The sequence below is a fragment of the Aliikangiella maris genome (genome assembly GCF_040719265.1).
Lineage (GTDB): Bacteria > Pseudomonadota > Gammaproteobacteria > Enterobacterales > Kangiellaceae > Aliikangiella > Aliikangiella maris.
The window spans coordinates 276,192-294,476 of record NZ_JBFDAH010000002.1 but is presented as its reverse complement, the minus strand read 5'-3'; the positions used below and the strand labels follow the sequence as shown (position 1 = coordinate 294,476).

Annotated in this window: 12 protein-coding genes; 4 read left to right on the top strand and 8 right to left on the bottom strand. The window is 37.4% G+C overall.

Annotated features, from left to right (window positions below; genetic code table 11):
- Positions 1-29 precede the first annotated feature (29 nt).
- Complete coding sequence (locus tag ABVT42_RS03255; protein ID WP_353873673.1) at positions 30-2,942, bottom strand: insulinase family protein; 2,913 nt, start codon at positions 2,940-2,942, stop codon at positions 30-32.
- Between the two features lie 378 nt (positions 2,943-3,320).
- Here ABVT42_RS03255 and ABVT42_RS03250 point away from each other — a divergent pair, with 378 nt between their 5' ends.
- From ABVT42_RS03250 to ABVT42_RS03240, 3 genes are all read left to right on the top strand, one after another.
- The gene (locus tag ABVT42_RS03250; RefSeq protein WP_353873672.1) at positions 3,321-4,499 is read left to right on the top strand and encodes a porin; all 1,179 of its coding nucleotides are present in this window, start codon (positions 3,321-3,323) and stop codon (positions 4,497-4,499) included.
- Positions 4,500-4,787: 288 nt separating this feature from the next.
- Positions 4,788-5,276 carry an FMN-binding protein gene (locus ABVT42_RS03245; RefSeq protein ID WP_353873671.1) on the top strand — a complete coding sequence of 163 codons (489 nt, stop codon included), beginning with the start codon at positions 4,788-4,790 and terminating at the stop codon, positions 5,274-5,276.
- Positions 5,273-6,124, top strand: a complete 852-nt coding sequence (locus tag ABVT42_RS03240) for a PepSY domain-containing protein (protein WP_353873670.1) — start codon at positions 5,273-5,275, stop codon at positions 6,122-6,124. The genes ABVT42_RS03245 and ABVT42_RS03240 overlap by 4 nt, the downstream gene beginning before the upstream one ends.
- A 21-nt stretch (positions 6,125-6,145) precedes the next feature.
- On the opposite strand, the gene ABVT42_RS03235 is transcribed toward ABVT42_RS03240, so the two are convergent.
- From ABVT42_RS03235 to ABVT42_RS03225, 3 genes are all read right to left on the bottom strand, one after another.
- Positions 6,146-6,859, bottom strand: coding sequence for an AAA family ATPase (locus ABVT42_RS03235; RefSeq protein ID WP_353873669.1), 714 nt, complete (start codon positions 6,857-6,859; stop codon positions 6,146-6,148).
- Between the two features lie 209 nt (positions 6,860-7,068).
- Entirely contained in the window at positions 7,069-7,791 is a 723-nt protein-coding gene (locus ABVT42_RS03230; RefSeq protein ID WP_353873668.1) for a DUF3581 family protein, read from the bottom strand.
- Positions 7,792-8,070: 279 nt separating this feature from the next.
- Positions 8,071-13,863, bottom strand: a complete 5,793-nt coding sequence (locus tag ABVT42_RS03225) for an alpha-2-macroglobulin family protein (protein ID WP_353873667.1) — start codon at positions 13,861-13,863, stop codon at positions 8,071-8,073.
- Between the two features lie 519 nt (positions 13,864-14,382).
- Between ABVT42_RS03225 and ABVT42_RS03220 the strand changes: the two genes are divergently transcribed.
- Positions 14,383-14,919, top strand: coding sequence for a PepSY domain-containing protein (locus ABVT42_RS03220; RefSeq protein ID WP_353873666.1), 537 nt, complete (start codon positions 14,383-14,385; stop codon positions 14,917-14,919).
- A gap of 131 nt (positions 14,920-15,050) precedes the next feature.
- Here the strand turns inward: ABVT42_RS03220 and ABVT42_RS03215 are convergent, their stop codons facing one another.
- The 4 genes from ABVT42_RS03215 to ABVT42_RS03200 form a co-directional block, all read right to left on the bottom strand.
- The gene (locus tag ABVT42_RS03215) at positions 15,051-15,950 is read right to left on the bottom strand and encodes an FAD:protein FMN transferase (RefSeq protein WP_353873665.1); all 900 of its coding nucleotides are present in this window, start codon (positions 15,948-15,950) and stop codon (positions 15,051-15,053) included.
- A 158-nt stretch (positions 15,951-16,108) separates the two neighbouring features.
- A complete protein-coding gene (locus tag ABVT42_RS03210; protein WP_353873664.1) occupies positions 16,109-17,401 on the bottom strand; it encodes a DUF3570 domain-containing protein in 1,293 nt (430 codons plus the stop codon).
- Complete coding sequence (locus tag ABVT42_RS03205; RefSeq protein WP_353873663.1) at positions 17,392-17,622, bottom strand: DUF4266 domain-containing protein; 231 nt, start codon at positions 17,620-17,622, stop codon at positions 17,392-17,394. Before ABVT42_RS03205 ends, ABVT42_RS03210 begins: the two co-directional genes overlap by 10 nt.
- A 13-nt stretch (positions 17,623-17,635) precedes the next feature.
- Complete coding sequence (locus ABVT42_RS03200; RefSeq protein WP_367023437.1) at positions 17,636-18,088, bottom strand: TlpA disulfide reductase family protein; 453 nt, start codon at positions 18,086-18,088, stop codon at positions 17,636-17,638.
- Positions 18,089-18,285: the final 197 nt, after the last annotated feature.

Sequence of the window (18,285 nt, the reverse complement as noted above, 5' to 3'; positions counted from 1 at the left end):
AATTAAGTTCGCGCTTATTATAATCAAATTTATTGGTATTGAGCACTTTCATGAAAATTAACTAAATCATCGATAACTTTTTCATCTTTAATTGTCGCAAAGGGTTTATCTTTGAATTTAGCTCCTCGTAACTGAATGTTAATTCGAAACGCATTGTCACTGCCTAAAGTTTCAGCATAGAATTGCTTGATATCAGCAAGCGTGACTTTTTCTACTTCGGCAATTAACTTTTGACGTGAATCAAAGCTCCATTCTTCATAATACCAATCATTCAAAAACAAGCTTTGTTCTTCGTTCAGGTTTTTAGGTTTTTCTTTCAATTCAACCAATGTACTGTTTTTAATTTCGGCAAATTCAGCGTCTGTCATTTTAGCCAGCTTTGCTGCATATTCATTTTTGAACGCATCAATACGCTGCTGCATGGCTTCGGCATCTTTAACCGGTGTTTGAATCACTACACCTAAAGCAGAATATTGTCGAATTTTAGTGGCAATACCCGATACTGCATAAGCTAACTGCTCCTCTGTTCTTAGTTTATCATAGGTAACCGTACCAAAATGATTTTGCAATACTTCAGCCCGAGCCTCCTGACGAACACTTGGATCCGGATGAATTGACAAATCAGCAACGGCAACATCTGCAACGAATAAGTCCTTCTTAAAGCTCAGAGTTTTTCCAGTTTCAGGTTTTATAATCTTAGTAATAGCATAATCAGTGACTTTTCTTTTTTCAGGTAAAGTCTGCTGAATTGCAGCAACAAGCGCGCTCAGATCTTTTTGATTATAGTTACCAAAAGCAAATGTTCTAATTTGATTGTTGATCAACACCGTTTCAATAAATGCTTCTAATACTTGTGGCTTTATCGATTTTGCTGCCGCGATTAGTTGAGCATTACTATAACCAGAGCTAGTAACAATCTTGCGTACATATTGAAAAAGTTGTGAAATGGGAAATTGCTTTTCCTGATTTTGTATTTCTCTCACAAAGCGATCAACCGCTTGTACAAAAGCTTTATCGTCAACTTTAATACGCAATTTTTTTAATACTTTTTCAATAAGCACTAATTGCTTATCGGTAAAACCACTCACAACCAGCTCCATTCCATTACGTACCGAAATATTCAAGTTCATTCCGGCAATTGATGCTTCTGTCGTTAAAGTACTTAATTCAAGCTGTAATAAATCGGCCCACAATGCCAGTAATATTTGACCTTCAATATTATTCAAGCGCTCAGGATTGTTAATATAAATTCGCAAATTCCCTTTAGGTTGGTGATGAAAATTTGGCGATGCTAAATGCCAGACCTTTATCCCCTTTTCATCATGAACCAGCTCAGGTTTTGATGCAGACTTACCCGAGGTTTTAATTTCGAATCCTTCTGGCAATAAGCTATTAACTTTAGGTAAATTCAAAGCAAAGGAAGAAGGTTTACGCCAAGATTGAATTTCACTATCAGGAATATCAACAATCTTATACTTACCATTATAAAAATGCATACTTTGATCATGAGGTTCTTGCTGACTGATATACCAAATACGCAACCGTTCAGGTGTGAGTTGTTCAAGAACCGATTGAATTGATGATGCATTAAAACTTTCAAACGTATAAGGTGCGCTGATTACTTCATGAATTGGATATTGTTGCATCTGTGCGCTAAGCTGAGATACATAATCAAATGCACTGCCTTTTTCTAAAAATTGAAATTGATTGGCTAGCGAAACTTTAATTTCCTTAAAGTATTTTTTATCAACTCCTTCATGCTTAATTTTATCAATGTAATTCATAATTACCTGGATAATTTTTTCACGCTGTTGCATACCATCACTAGTTAAGTCAACATCAATAGAAAATTGTCCATAATTGCCATACATATCAGGAGTAATGCTGACATTTAACTGTGAAATCAATCCTGCTTTTTTTAATACTGATGCGGGTGTTCCTGGCATTTCGCTGCTCATCAGGTAACTTAAAAAACGGTTGGGTTTTTGCCGATATTTTTGTTGATTGTTCTCTATGGTAAAGTCGATAATCATTTGTTTAACATCTTCGTTAGGCACATAGTGAATTCGCTTTTTGCCTAACTTTTTAAAGTTAAGTTGATGTTCGACAGATGGCTTATCAATATTTTTATTTTTAATATCTGAAAAATATTGCTTTGCCATTTTTTCCATGGTTGCTAAAGGCTGATTGCTCACTAAAGCCACTTTCATAATATTGGCCGAATAGTAACGATTATAAAAATCTACCATCGTGGCATGTAGTTCGCTTTCTTTTTTATCTCCCAGTGTTTCTAAATTACCAATTAAAAACCGATTAGCAGGATGACTTCCCATCATAGAACGATTCAATTTAAATTGGCCAAAAAAATCAAGCTCTCGACGCATTGACCATTCAGCATTCACAGCGCTTTTTTCTTTTTCCGAATATTCTTTATACAGCTTGGGTGATTTGAAAAAGTCAGCAAAGCGATCAAGCGCTTCAGCATAAGCATCATTTTTAATTTCAAACATGTAGTTGGTGATTTCAAGCCAGGTGTAAGCATTAGAGTTGCCGCCATTTTTCGCCATAAATTCACTATAGCCATTTGCCTCGGGGAATCTTTCCGTTCCCAAAAACAACATGTGCTCTAAATAATGGGCCATTCCTTGCTGACTCATCGGATCATGTAATAAACCCACCCCGACACTTAATGAGGCGGCCGATTTATCGACACTGGGATCGGAGACCAGTATAATCTCTATTTGATTTTCTAATTTAATTGCCCGATATTCTCTTTCGTCGTTAGGACTGGCAATAATCATTGGCTGTTTAGCAGAGTGACTGCCAGAAGATTGTGCGGCGAACAGTTGCTCACCAGAAAAAGATGTTTTTGCCCCATAAGCGTTCGGTAAAACAGTCACCAGACTGCTTGAGACAACACCGATTATAATTGCTTTTATCACTGAAATAACCTGCCCTAGTACTTTTAATTTATGTCTTATCTACATCATAAAATTTGAACACTCATGGTTCAATTGATGTGGTTCAATTGATGCTTCGTTTGCGCTTCCATTATAAGTCTTCATATTTTTACTCGAATAGCAAAATTGTTTCTATATGTTAAGAATTCCATTGAATTCGAAGTTAATTTTCATGTTTTTAATAAATCAGCGCATAAATTGATTAAATGTGTCAATTTAATGACTTCACCACTATTTGATCTAAATCAAAATTAACCACATCTACTAACGATAATGATTTGCATTAATAAACGTATTTGCGTATAGTCCGCGCCATAACCACAAATAAATAATTGTTAAATGACTTTTTTGGGAAAAAAAATGAAATTCAGACTTTCGGCTATTGCCGCTCTTCTTGCCTCTTCAACCGTAATGGCAGCAGAACCAACAACCAAAGAACTACTTGAATTAATCAAGGAACAACAGGCTAAAATTGAATCTTTAGAGAAAAAGGTCGACAAAAGCCAGAAAAAAGCTCAAGAAGCAGATAAAAAAGCAGAAGCCAGCATTAACGCTGTCGAGCAAAGCATGAGTAGTGTTGATGGTTCAAAATCAACAATCGGTGGTTATGGTGAACTACACTACAATGATATAGAAGATAACGAAGCAATTGATTTCCATCGATTTGTTCTATTTTTTGGACATGAATTCACCAAAGACATTCGTTTTTTCTCTGAATTAGAAATCGAACATTCATTAGCTGGTGATGGTAAGCCTGGTGAAGTTGAACTTGAGCAAGCGTATGTTGAAATAGACTTAAGCGACAAAAGTCAGTTAAAAGCGGGTTTATTTCTAGTACCTGTTGGCATCTTAAACGAAACGCATGAGCCGCCAACGTTTTACGGTGTTGAGCGTAATCCAATTGAAAAAAATATCATTCCTGCAACCTGGTGGGAAGCTGGTGCAGCATACAGTACCGAATTTGTTGATGGCTTAAGAGCTGACTTTGCGTTGCATTCAGGCTTAAGTGTCCCGACTGATGGTAGTAAATCCTTTTTAATCCGCGATGGTCGTCAAAAAGTAGCCAAAGCAGATGCCGATAGTCTTGCTTACACCGCTCGTTTAAAATATACCGCAATTCCTGGGTTAGAATTGGCGGCATCCGTTCAGGTACAAGACGATGTTACCCAAGGTGAGTTGGGTGCTGGTGCAACATTGTTTACTGCACATGCTATTTATAATACCGGACCTTTTGGTTTAAGAGCATTATATGCGACTTGGGATATCGATAGCGAAGAAGCCAAAGCATTGGGCCGAGATGAACAAACCGGTTACTACATTGAGCCTAGCTATAAGCTGAATGAAAACTATGGATTTTTCGCCAGATATAACGTTTGGGACAATAATGCAGGCGATGCGGCTGATACTGAAATGCGCCAAAGCAACATGGGTGTGAACTACTGGCCACATGAGAATGTTGTGTTCAAGTTCGATATTGAAAACCGAACGGGTGCGCAAGATGGCAGTGGTTTCAACTTAGGCGTAGGTTATCAATTTTAATTAGTGTAATCAAAATCTAAATCTAAGTAAAAATCACTACCTGTTATCACTCAGGTATTATAAACTGTAAGACGTTTATCTGTAAGGCGAGCTTTTGGGCTTGCCTTATGTGATTTAATTGAAATAAGCATCAAGCGATAAGTCGGCACTCAATACTAATTCAGTATTTAATCGTGTCAAATGCTTAATCAAACTCGGTAATTTATTATCATTAACTGTAAGTAAGTTATTAATATAAAAGTGAAAAAACTCCGCAAATTTATTAATCTGTCTGTCTGCATTTTGGTTATGTGCACAACATGTGCTGCCTCAGCAAAAACCTATATGACGCAAAGTGACTTTTTAAATATTGCTTTTCCCGACACCAACCCAGACAACGAACCTACAGCCAAAGTACTTTGGTTGGACGAAAATATACAAGAAAAGCTTACAGCTATTTTTGATCACCCCTACCCTAAATTAAGAATTCGATATTGGCAAAAAGCAAACGAATCAGTTTGGTTTTTGGATGAGATAGGTAAAGAAAAACCCATTTCATTTGCTATTAAAGTTGATCAAAACAAAATTGCCCAAATAAAAGTTTTAGCCTTTCGTGAGAGCCGAGGTGGCGAAATTCGAATGCAGGCATTCACCGATCAATTCAGTAATGTTAGTTTAAACAATGCGGGTCGACTCAATCAATCAATCGATGGGATTACAGGTGCCACTATGTCGGTAACTGCAATGAAAAAAGTGGCCCGGGCGGCCTTAATGCTGGCTCAATTAGTTAATCAATGACTGCAGCAACTAAATTACAAAAACAAAAAAAGCGTAAAAGCATATTCCGAAAATGGCATCGTAGATTTGGCTTTTTAGCTTCGCTATTTATTTTCAATTTAGCAATAACCGGCATTTTATTAAATCATTTTGAATATTTTAACCTGCATCAGCATTATTTAAGCCAAAGTTGGCTGCTAGATCAATATGGCGTAAAACCGCCGGCTAGCTACCAGTGCTTTAAACATCAGCAAACAACAGCCTGTCAGTTAGACGATTTCATTTATTTAAATGAAAGTTACGCTTTTAAATCTGAGTCTGCTTTAGCGGGTATCCTCTCCACCGGTGATTACCAAGTCATTATTACCTTTAATCAAATGTTTTGGTTAAATTCATCGCATCAATTGGTAGACAACTTAAACTTTCAAGATGAGTTGGGCGCACCGGCAGATAAGGTTTTAATTTGGCGCAATCAAGTCATTGTTCAAATTGAGGCGCGCAGTTACCTTTTTGACTGGGATAAATTTACTTGGGATATACTAGATTCAAAAACCTCTGAACAACTCACTCAAGCGCTATCAAACGCCAATAGCCCACAGCATGACCGACTTGCGAATACTGAGGCGACTGGCCAGGTTGGCTCAGCGCAAACCTCAATCAGCTTAACAATGACCCAGTTCGCAAACTTACAAGCCGACTATATGAGCCGACAAATTACATTGCTCCAATTTGTTCAGGATTTACATAGTGGACGTTTGTTTAATTTGTCAGGCAAACTGGTAAACGATATAACGGCAATTATCTTAATATTATTGGCAATTAGTGGCTTTATCACTTGGCAAAGACGCAAGAATATACCACGCAGCTAATGCTCGGCAGCACTCATCCAATTAGATACCCTGCTTAATAAAATTTTGCACTGCGGCTGATTTTGAAAGCTTAACGACTTCAGCTTTATTGATAATTCGTTTAATTGCTGAGCTAAGCGACCACACTTCGGCGCTGGCAATTGGATCGGTCCACTCATAAACACTGCACCCTTCAGCAAAAGAGTCCATATAGGCAACACGAAAGGTTAATTGATTTTTAAGGGCTGTTAACTTTGAGTCTTTAGCAGTAGCTTGAATAATCTCTTCTGAAGACTTAACCCGCCGTCTTACCCGGTTCCAGCAAATTTTAGTTTTGAGTGCTTTATTGAGCTTTTCGGCCTCATGGATCAAGGCTTCAAAGGTATTAAACGACCAGATTTCAACCGATGATGGCGCAAGAGGAACAATCACGAGATTAGACAGTAACAACATGGCACGTACTACTGGATTAACATGAGGGGCACCATCAATCAAAATAAAATCATAAGAGGATTTATTTTTCTCAATTAAATCAATTAGTTGGGTATAATCTCCAGCTTGAACCAAAGATAAACCGGTTTCTTCATACAAATTACTACGGATTGAAAACCAGGCAGACAGTGAATTTTGAGGCGGATCGCAATCTATCATTAATACTTTAGAAGACTGTGAAAAAGTCACCGCCAAATTAGCACACATAGTGCTTTTGCCGACGCCCCCTTTAGCCTGTGCAATAGAAATAACCTTGGCTGTCATATTAAAATACCCGCAATTATCCGTGATAAAAATCTTTAATATTATTCTATCTGACTGATAATGTAGGATTTTTTACTCAATAAAGCAAATGATAAATGCCAACAAAGTCCTAAAAGTGCGGGATTTTAGGCTTGCCTTGGATAAATCAGCACTAATTTAGATAAAATCAAGGCAAGTCAGGTCTTTTCTCTCAATAAATCAAAAAGTAATTACTCTTTAGCAGCGTGCTCTTTTAGGTAATTACTTTTGCGGTTTGCATAAAAATCAACCAACCAATCAATTTTATCTTGCTCAAATGGGCGCAATCCACTCAGTAATATTTGTTTTTTTCCTTGCCCAATCGTTTCACCATCGACATTGAGATCAAACTGCATAATGACCTTACCTCTTTTACCGTTCACTTCCAAATAATGCTCTTTAAGCACAACATCGGGTCCGGCAGTTGTAAATCGACTAAAAGTCAGCTGCATATTTTCATAAATAACCATAGGCTTTTCGACATTAATCATAACGCCTTCATTTTTCATCAAACGGACTAAAATATTGGGAAAAGTTTCACCTGAAAATGCCACATAGTTATGGATTAGCGTTTCAACAAAAGCTCCATTTTGGGTAGAGTCACCACTGATATCAGCATTTAAATAGTTTTTATCATTTTCCCCGATAACTTGAATCTGTTGCTCTGTCTGATGTATTTGTAGACCAACATCGCCACCAAGCATTTCTTTAAAATGAAAACTCATCGATTGACTGACACCACATTGACGCAACACAACGGCAAATAGCAAATCACCAGGAACACAAAAGCGCGTGTTATCAATATCGTGTAATGGATTGAAGTCACCAGCAATAATTTTAGCAAAGTCACTGCCTTGCACTTTTGAAATATTAATGCCATTCGCCGATGATTCAAAATAACGGTCAACAAACATGGTCGCTCCGGAAAACATTCAATTGAGGTTAAAACCCAATAAAAAAATTAGCGCGCACTATACGCTTTGTTGCTGAAAATCTCAAATATTCAAGTAGACTCTCTTAATAATTATTATATTTTTAGAATCAAAATTCGTTTTTATTTTGTTTATATTCCGAATTCAAATAAAAATTTAAACACTTGTTCAAGTTTTTATTTCAACGACTGATAAAAGATCCAAAATCAGCAAAATCTTGATAAAAATTTTAATCAGCCGTTTCAATAAGCTGCTCAACCTTTAGTGAACAACGATTTGAGTTGCTTTAGACGTTGCAAAAACATCATCATCATACATTTCTTCAATTTTTGCAGATAACGCCGCAAATTTTCCCTTGTGCGTCACCTTAATCAGATATTCAATGGTGTAATCCCCCGCCGGTAAGTAATCTGCATAAAAGCGAGCATAACGTGCAGAAAGTTGCTTTTCATAAAACCAGCTATTTTGCAGGACATCATTAGCAACCGCATGTGCAGTTTGTGCCGTCAATTGCTCATCTAACGCGAAAAAGCCCCCCGGTAGCACATCACTCAAAGCCACATTGCGACGAGCAAGCGGATTATTTACCTTTAACCTGACTTTCACAATATCACCCACTTGCAGATTATCAGAATTTACATTTTGCCAGCTCACCTGATTACTATCATTCAATTCATACTTCAAATACTGGCGAGATAATGCAAACCCATTGGCGACTACCGGAGAAGTCATCGCATCATAAAAGTAAGTTAAAGTTGTTGTCAGATACCCCGAACCATCAACAGAAGATTCAAATTGAGTATTTAACGGCTGGTCTAATGAGATATTGACCGACCGTTGCGGTTGGTCTGCTGACAATTTTAATCGCTCATCATTTAGCACAACCTGAGCTTCGGTAGACTGATTCGCGCCTTCATACTGCTGAACATAATCACTAATTGCAATGGCACACAAAGCATTAGTGATGGTGTTTCCAAAGTCGCCTTTTAAATCACGGCGCCTTTCAAAAGCCGCATTAACAAATTGATAAACTGTTTTTTTGTCTGTCTGATTTTTTGTCAGACTGCCAATCGCAGTACAATATTTTTTTGCATCAAAATCATAAAAATACCAAGGCATTTCAAACTCACTAACAAACAATCGCTTTTTATTGGTTGTGCGAGATAATGCTAATAGCTGACTTTCATAATCGGCAGCATCTGCCTTAAATTTCGGTGAGTTATTGGCAATAGATAACAGTTCGCTAAGTAATTGTGGCGACTTTTCGTTAATGGATTTTAATAATTTAGGATAATAATTTTCAATCACTCGGCTATTTTCGGCATACTGGCTTAGCGCGTTGAGCACTTGTATTTTTTGAAAAATATCAACCTGACTATCATCAAGCAATCCAATCAAGTAGCGTTTTAACTTATCTATTTGTTGCGGATTAAAATGTTGTTTCGGCTGCTCTAGACGCGCATAATACTGATAAGTATAAATTGATAAAAATGGACTGACAAATTCATTTGAATTTTTCCAAAAAGCCATACCACCATTTTCTGCCTGAAATTTTTTCATTGACTCAATGGCATCATTAATTTGCCCAGTAAGTTGCGTAGAATAAGTTTTAGCACCAGCTTTCAATTCAATTGCTGCCACAATCGCTCGACTCAACTTTTGTTCCCAACACTGATGAGGATAGTCGCGCATGTAATCAAATGTTCCCGTTAATTGATTGATCACACTACCCGATAAATTCCATTGTAAACTGGCTTGCTCGCTGGCATAGTTATCAGGCTTATTCATATTAAGCTGAGTATCCTCAGGCAATACTGAATAATATGAGACATGACGTTTTAAATGCGTCGAATAGATCGGTACTTTTTGTAATAGCGCATCAGAAACATCTTGGCCCGCCTCAAATGCCTCAGCTTTGCTTAACCAGAAAAGAGCATCACTATCAGGCACGTTAAATTCCGCTTTTACCGAATAACGCTCACCTTGTTGAATATTTTTAAATACCGATGATTGGTTAGCAATCAATTCGCTCTCAGTTAGAGCCGTTGCAGCATTAGCGAGTGTTTTTCTATCAGTCGCAACTTGTGAGCTCATTGAAACTTGTGGTAACTTTTTCAAGCTCACCATTTCTGCGGTCAATGTTACTTGGTCACCTACCGTCACTTGTTGAGGTGCCTGAGCATAAACTTGTAAATCCAGTTGTGATTGAATTGAGTCATCATCAACATATAATTGCCCAGTCAAATCACTGGAAATCGCAATAACTTTCCAACGAGTGAGATTATCCGGCATTTTAATACGCAGTGATTGTGTCCGTTTCGCAGTTACAATAATCGATGAATTCCAATAGGCTGACTCGCGCAGCAGTTCGCGAATTGTCAAACTTGCCGATTGTTTACCAGCACCTATTGGTCCCCGATTCTTGGCAACGCGATCTTTAAGCTTTACCTCCATTACTAGCGGTGCTTCAGGCCGCGCTAATCGACTACCGGTGATAACAACCTTTTGTTCACTGTCATAAAGCCCTCCATCATAAGTTTGGCGCATCAATTCCTTCTCTTGATGTTTAGCATAATTCAACTGTTTCACCAGTGACTGGTGTGCAGGCTGCTGCCAATCGAGTGCAGCGGGATCCATCACCTGATCATTAAGCTGATAATATCGGTTATTCGGCATCTGATTGAGCAAACTTTCATCGATGACAGCTAGAATTACCGCTGCGCTTTTTTTACTTTGATTCTTTAATTTAACATCGAGCGTTTCACCTGGTTTTAATTTTGATTGCGATAATGTCAGTTCGACTATGGGTTTAATTTTCGGCGGTGTAACATCAAAACGTTGTTGCACCGCTTTAACCAACTTACTCGAATTATCAAAATGAATTTCTGTTAAATCGCCATAGTTCACAAAAATACTCATGTCAAAACCAGGCGCATACGACTCTTTAATTTTAATCGATAAGTCATTCACACCCGGTTTTAAAGAAACCCATTGATAATCCAATAGTCGTTGACGATGAATAAGAATTAAAGCCGATGCGCTTTGATAGCCATGCTGTAATTTAAACTTGAGCGTTTCACCAATTGCCAGTGTATCCACCGACGCCTGAAGTTTAATTTGCTCATCTCCCGGTTGATCATCTTGATACAAATAGTGGGTTGAAGCTGAACGTTGAGTTGAGCCGTCAGGATAGATAATTTGCGCAATAAAATGGTAATAACCGGTTTTTTGTGGCGTAAACAAACAGCGATTAAAATCATTAGTGAGTTGCTTTGCCTGCAAATTATGATTCGAACATTGAATTGGAACCACCGGCTCTTCTTCTGCATCACTGTCAAATCGATTGTGCTCCCATAAGCCAACCGTTTTTTGCCAAAAATAATGAATACGAATATTATTTTTTTCTTCGCCCGATAAATTGACAACTTTTGCTTGCAAATTAATTGGTTGGTTGGCATTTAACCACCAGTCCATTTGTTTAATGCCAACATAATAAGGCTTACGAGAAAAGACTACTTGACTATCACGGCTGTAATGCATTTCTCCTGAGTCGGTTTTTACCCCAGCACGAATGGCTAACTGGGCAAAGTTTACAGGCTCCGCAGGTAGAGATAACTGAGTAATCACCTCCCCTTTTTTATCTGTCGCTCCCGCTTGAATTTGATAATCTCGAAACTCAGGTACAACTTTCTCACTGGTTATATTAGGCGTAAAAATATAATCTTGAAATTGTTTTACCAATTCATTAAAGGCTTTACTTTCAAGCGCATAACTCAGCAAAACAGGCGCATTAATATAAGCCCCACCAGCATAATAATTAACCTGACTTTTCACTGAAAAACTTTCATCGGTTAATATTTCAGGCACTTGTGGCATGTTTTTCACTTCAATCGTTTGTGCTTTAAACTGGCCAATAGTAAATTTTAAAAAGCTGTTATACGAGTGAGTTTGTCCGGTATTTTTATCAAGCAATTTAATATAATAGACACCATTTTTCGCTTCCTGAGGAATAGTAAACTGCCCCGAAAAACGACCAAACTCATCAAAATTAACCTTTTTATTTTGATATATATTGTCACAATCATTTTTATTACAGTATTCATACTCATTAAGCACAACCATCTCAGTTGGTAGGTGATGCTTTACAAGTTGAGTATTAACGCCATCAATCTTGCGTAATAAACCGGCAAATTGCACTTGCTCACCCGGACGATAAATAGGCTTATCGGTTATCCCCCAAATGACCGATTGACCATCTGTTTTTTGTGCATTATCGTCATGAATATTTGTATGACGATAATCAATATTAATCGGCTCATTTTTTTCAAGGTGTACATTAAAATCATAATTCAGTCGAAGATTTTCTCCGTTATCGAAAGTTAAATCGATAGTATTATCATATCTGGAATATCGTTTTTGAAAATTTTCAACTTGACTTAATGGCACGATAGCCACACCAGAATCATCGGTTTTTACCTGATAAGAACCTTGAAAATCAACGGTCAGTTTTAAGTTTTTTATCGGCTGATTAGTATAAATATCACTAATAAAAATAAGTAACGATTCAGGTGTAATTTGAGTAATAACATTATACCGGCTCTTTTGAATATTAAATGATTGTTCTGGGAGATCTTCCGCTTCGATATACCCTGTCAAATTGACATACTCATCGCCAGCGTAGGAAAAGATATTGGTTTTTAAACGTTGATTTTTATCCGCTTTTAATAGAATCTCTTGCGACACTCTCTCGGATTGTAATTTTTCATTGGTCGAAAATGCTTGGTAAGTAAGCTTGGCCTTCGCAACATTCATCGACCAGTAATCAGCAATAAGCGGTTCATTAATAGGTATAATGTCCTGATAATAATTAAATTGATGTTCGGGTTGAAAGTCACGAGTTTCTAGCAGTATTTTACTTTCGCCTCTCAAGGGGCGTCCGAATATATCGACCAGCTTATCGAGACATGGAACCGGTTGCTTCATTTGTGGTACGGTACCTATTAATTTAAGTTGTCGCGATATTTGATTATTTGTCACTAAGTGAATATTAGCTTGTGCAAATTCTCGATGACATTGTTCTAATGGTTCAGTGCTAAAAGGTACCGAAAACTCGTAAAATATCTGCTGATTAGGCCAACAAATTTGGTGTTGGTTGCCATTAACCCAGCAATGACGTTGTACTAATTTAAAATCACCATAAGTTTTAATTTCAGAATAACGCTCGGTTGAAATCTGCTCTTTCGACGCGAGATTACCAACACTCGCGTAGATACCGGCAGTTTGTAATAATTGATAACTTGAGTCGGCTTCTAGCTTTTTTCTCGGCTTGAGAATCCAGATATCATCTCTTTCTTGCAAACTGCTCTCTCTTCCTTTATTTGTTTTAGTCGAGCGATTAGGAAATACCATTAAAGATATTCGTTGTTGTCCCTTAATTAAAAACAACTTGTTTTCTAAAGTTTTAGCGCGAATAGGTAGATTAAAATAAGCCGTTATTTCTGGCGACGTTGGTGATAACCAGTCGGTGGAAATCGACCGAATTTGGGGTCGAGGGGATTCAAACTGAAACTCAAAGGGTGTCAGGGCAATTCCAGTTTGGCTCTGTAGAGCATTTTGCAGGGTTAATTGGTAGCTCGTTGCGGCTTGGTAACCTGCCTGTTGATTCAGTTCGCAAATTAAGTGTTGTTTATCGCTCCAGCTCCACAAGCAGGTTGCATCAGGCTTAACTGAGTATTGAATTTTTTCAGGAGACAAACGATTCATTGGCTGAGAGAAAGAAAGCTCTAATCGCGCATAATTGATGTTGATATCCTGATAAACATTAGTAACGGCTACTTTTGCAGAATCAGTATCAAAACTCTTTGAGTTCTTTTTAGCCTGCATAATATCAACGTCAGGCTTAGAAACGCTAAATTCGGATTGAGACTCCAACGGAGATTCTAGCTGTAGTTCTGATGCGTTTTTATGTTGAACAGAGCAACTTATTAAGACACTGAGCAATAGACTCAGCAATATAAAGGTTAAGAAATAACGCAGCATATTTGAATTTAACACGATAGCTTCCTGAATATTGTTAATTTTTTAGATACATTGGCACTATGAAATCACAGCCGAACCCTAACAATTAGTGTATTTTTTAAATACAACTATTGGATATAACTATTGAATACAACCTCGCCTTTTTAGCCAGACCCACGCAAACACTAACGCCTTAACCCTGTAAAACGGGTTAAATAGACCAATTCGACACTAAGGTGACTTAAATTTCATGGACGATCAACCGATTATAAAAGAAAATCACTTTGAATCTGTTAAATCTTTGTAAATTTAAAACTATTTACTCTCCCCTTTCATCTGTTTTAATATTTCAAACCAAATATCGCATAATCACTATTGTATTGGCGGTTATTTTTGATAAGAATCAATGTTAATTTGCGGTGAATGCGGCATGCTGAGAGCCTTAAATCGATAAGGTTATCAGTTGCCTCCTCATAAAGCGTGGTTATTGAGCATCAACAACGATTAGATTGCAAAAAATAGAATAGAACTTTTACTTTTGTCAGGTTACTACTTATGTCAAGAAAATTACTCATTAGTATTCATTTATATTTAGCTGCTTTTTTTTCTCCGGTTATTCTCGTGATTGCCGTATCAGGCGGACTTTACCTATTAGATATTAAAGGCGGAACAGAAAAAGAAGTTGTCTATAGTCAAGTCGATACTCAGTTTGATATCAAAGCTGATAATATCGAAAGTCAGGTACAGCAGTTTTTCCAACGAAACACTATCGACTATGAGTTTGATTATATTAAAGGTGGAGGCAATCGCTACTTTACTCGTCCTACATCAAAGCCCTTTTATGTATTCGAGCAACAAGGGGATCAGCTTGAAGTTACTCGACATACGCCTGACTTTGTCTATCACATTATCGAATTGCATAAAGGACACGGACCCAGTCTGTTTCGCAATTACCAAAAATTAGTCGCACTCGGATTAGTTTTTATTTTATTAACAGGTTTTTACTTAGGGATTAGCTCCCCAATGTTAAAACAAAAAACCTGGGTTATCAGCGCTGTGGGATTAATTACAATGATAGCGCTAGCCAGTTAGTTAGGCTCTCGCCGCTGAACTCAGCGCTTGATGCCATTGGTTTACTTTTAGGCAATTTTTAAATTTTTCTTTATGTCTTTTCCTTCACACAACCAGTTTTTCTCGTGTGAGGGAAAACATTGCCGCCGGTTTTACCAGCGACACACAAATGGTAATCCCGTTTGATTTAAAAAATTTTCGGCTTCCTCTCCTTTTAATTGAGCCAAAGTACTCATGCCGCCGGCTAATGAACAGTTTGCAGCTAATACGGTGATAGAACGAGGTGCTCCTTCTATTGGATAACCGGTTTTTGGGTTTAAAATATGTGCATAAACTTTATCATTAAAAGTAAACATGCGCTTGGTAGAGCCACTAGTGGCGACTGCACCATCTTGCACACGAATCAGCTGTTGCTGCTTATCATTAACACTACTTGCTTCAATCCCTACTTGCCATCCTTCAAAGTTTTTTTGCATTTGCACCGCACGCAAATCGCCACCAAGGTTAACTAAAAAATTTAAAGGCGTTTGCTCACAAAGCACCTTGATTTTTTCACAAACTTTATCAACACAATATTCTTTACCAATCCCGCCAAAATCAACTTCCATATTGGCAGGCATAGTAAAATACTGTTCATCATATTCAATATTTTGAAAGCCAATATGTGGTAGAGTCTGACTAATCGCTAAGTCGTCTGGTGGCATAGCGCCAGGCTTAAATTGCCAAATGCGCCGAAGTATGCCAGAGGTAATATCAAATAGCCCTTCACTTAGCTGATAAAGTTTTTTTGCGTATTCCAACATTCGAAAGGTTTCTAAGTCAATCGCGATTTTTTCCCCTGCGCTATGATTCAAACGCCAGCAAAGATTATGTTGCTGATAGCGACTGTATTTATTTTCAAACTCAACAATAATTGGTATTACTGTTTGCATAATACTTTGAATCACAGATAACTCATGAGTTGCCAGTAAAATTTCACAAGGACTGGCCATAGCCTGAAAGGTGACTATAGAATGATTCGGCTTACGACTGACTGAATATGCAATAGTCACACTAGATTTCCAATCTATTAAGTTACAATCAATTCATTTAGTTACAATCAATTTTTTCAATTGTTCGCTTCTAGCTGACATGTTTCAAATTAATTATTTTCTATTTTACTCTTTAGCTTAACTAAAAGAAGTTAAACTAAAGAGAAATAGTATGCTATCTAAAAATAATAGGTTGCTTGTAATATATAGGCATCAACTTCGGGATACAAATCATACTGGCTGGCTGCAGCAACTTTCTCAGCACCGTTTCCATCAGGTGTTTGTCGATAATATTCCAGACGCACCTCAGTACGGTTTTCTCCAATCATAAATCCATATTTTAAGCCGAGCGTTAATGCGGTCATATCTGCTAACCGATAATCAGCACTTGCATATTCAGGAAGCGCTTCACCTTCAACTAAATAAGGCATATAAAAATTTGCTGCAGATTGTTGATAATAACGAATTCGAGGCTCCCAAAAAGTATTTTCGCCTGCAAATAAATGCCATTTAAAGTCAAGTGTATGTGACTGAATATCCCAATCGTCGTCAACCATTCGATAAGAGATGTCGATTACCGATTCATCAAGATGATATTTATATAAACCAAATAATGAGAATTGACTTCTCGAATCGGGGCGATTCTCATAGCGATAATCCTGTGCTTGCGCATTGCTATCAATTGATGACAATACTTTAAACGGATCAGTTAAATAACCGCTCATATCGGCATAACCAACGTTAAGTTGCATAATAGAATGACGATCAATTACTTGCGTCCATCCGAATAACAATTCTGCAGTATCAACACTACCATCACCATCAATTCGAGTCGTATCAAATGCTGCGCGATAAGAGGCATCATCGGCAAATTGCCCTTGATCAATTACCATAGATGAAAATGCCAGTGGTCGCCCGCCTTCAGGTTCGATACTATCGCTGGCAAAAGAAAGCCCCGCAGAAAGAGTGGTATTTTTTTGATTAAAATTCCTGGCAATTTCACCATTAACCGCCAAAGAAATATAGTCGTACTCTTTTGAAATATTCGTACCAACCGTATATAAATAATCTTGTGAAAAAGTATCGCTCCAGCTCACATTAAATTGTACACGAGTATCTTTAAAAGTATCATCTAAGGGTGTGTCAAGCGCACTAATCGAATACTGACCGTTACCCGATGGACGAGTAAAAGTTTGTACTTGGTCCTGTTCAATCGCGCCATTAGCCGAAGCACCAGTTAACGAATCAAAGACCACTTTATATGCTAGCTTAGCCGTATCATCGTAAGATTTTTCTGCAGTTAAAATCATCTCTAATGCTGACACTCGATCTGGCTCGGAGTAAGCCAACATGGTCCCGACAAACTGCCAGTCTTCTTCAGCATTTTGCGCTCCTGCACTTGTTCCCAATAAGGTTGCTGTCGCTACCGCCAACTTTTCAACTAACCGGGTGTTTTTATTTTTTAGTTGCATCCGCAGCCTCCTCCGGCAAAACTTTTACCACCACTTGATGCTTCTTTACTAAAGTAAATATGTTCATCAATAGCCTGATCCATTGGAGAGCTGTTAATTGCCATTGCCTGTTTGGCCAGCAAGTCACGCTCCCAGGGCGATACACCCCAAGACGAACATCCAGTTAACAGAATACCTGTCAACAAACAAGCTGACCAGTATTTTAACTTAGTGTTTAACACAATTTGCCTCACTTTATTTTTTAATAATTGCTTCTAACTTTGCTTCGTACTCAGGAATTTTTTTTGCAAAAAAACCACTGTGCGCATCAACAACCTTTCCATTTTTATCAAATATTATTGTGCTTGGCATGCCTGGTATTTGATATTTTTTAGCAAGTTTTCCTTCAGGATCATAGGCAATTGAAAAGCTGGCAGGGTATTTTTCTAAAAAATCTTGGGCAAGACTTTTATCTTTATCCAAGTTAACAGCAACAATGGCTAACTCATCTTCACTGTATTTTTCGCGCAAATCATTCATCCACGGAAACGACTTGCGACAAGGAATGCACCAAGATGCCCAAAAATCCAGATACAAAACTTTACCTTTATAGTCGGTAATTTCGATTGCTTTTGTGGGAAGCATGAAAGATAACTGAGAAATAAAAACAATAATCAATGTCATTATTAAACGCATTGTTTTATTCATAAACGGCCTTTTATCACTATTATTTGGGTAACGAAAATGTTTGTTATTCTAAGTACTTATCTGAATATAATTTTATACTAAAGTTCAATAGTCAATTGTTTTTTTTTATCAATAAAGCGTTATATTATTCAACAAAGAAATTTTTATTTCTTAAATAAAAACATTAATTATTTTCATTACTATTAAACCCGTTATAA

Excerpts from the sequence above, each read along its gene's own strand:
- ABVT42_RS03220 (WP_353873666.1), top strand. The coding sequence starts at position 14,383 with ATGTCAAGAAAATTACTCATTAGTATTCATTTATATTTAGCTGCTTTT.
- ABVT42_RS03210 (WP_353873664.1), bottom strand. The coding sequence starts at position 17,401 with ATGCAACTAAAAAATAAAAACACCCGGTTAGTTGAAAAGTTGGCGGTA.
- ABVT42_RS03235 (WP_353873669.1), bottom strand. The coding sequence starts at position 6,859 with ATGACAGCCAAGGTTATTTCTATTGCACAGGCTAAAGGGGGCGTCGGC.
- ABVT42_RS03200 (WP_367023437.1), bottom strand. The coding sequence starts at position 18,088 with ATGAATAAAACAATGCGTTTAATAATGACATTGATTATTGTTTTTATT.
- ABVT42_RS03250 (WP_353873672.1), top strand. The coding sequence starts at position 3,321 with ATGAAATTCAGACTTTCGGCTATTGCCGCTCTTCTTGCCTCTTCAACC.
- ABVT42_RS03230 (WP_353873668.1), bottom strand. The coding sequence starts at position 7,791 with ATGTTTGTTGACCGTTATTTTGAATCATCGGCGAATGGCATTAATATT.
- ABVT42_RS03245 (WP_353873671.1), top strand. The coding sequence starts at position 4,788 with ATGTGCACAACATGTGCTGCCTCAGCAAAAACCTATATGACGCAAAGT.
- ABVT42_RS03240 (WP_353873670.1), top strand. The coding sequence starts at position 5,273 with ATGACTGCAGCAACTAAATTACAAAAACAAAAAAAGCGTAAAAGCATA.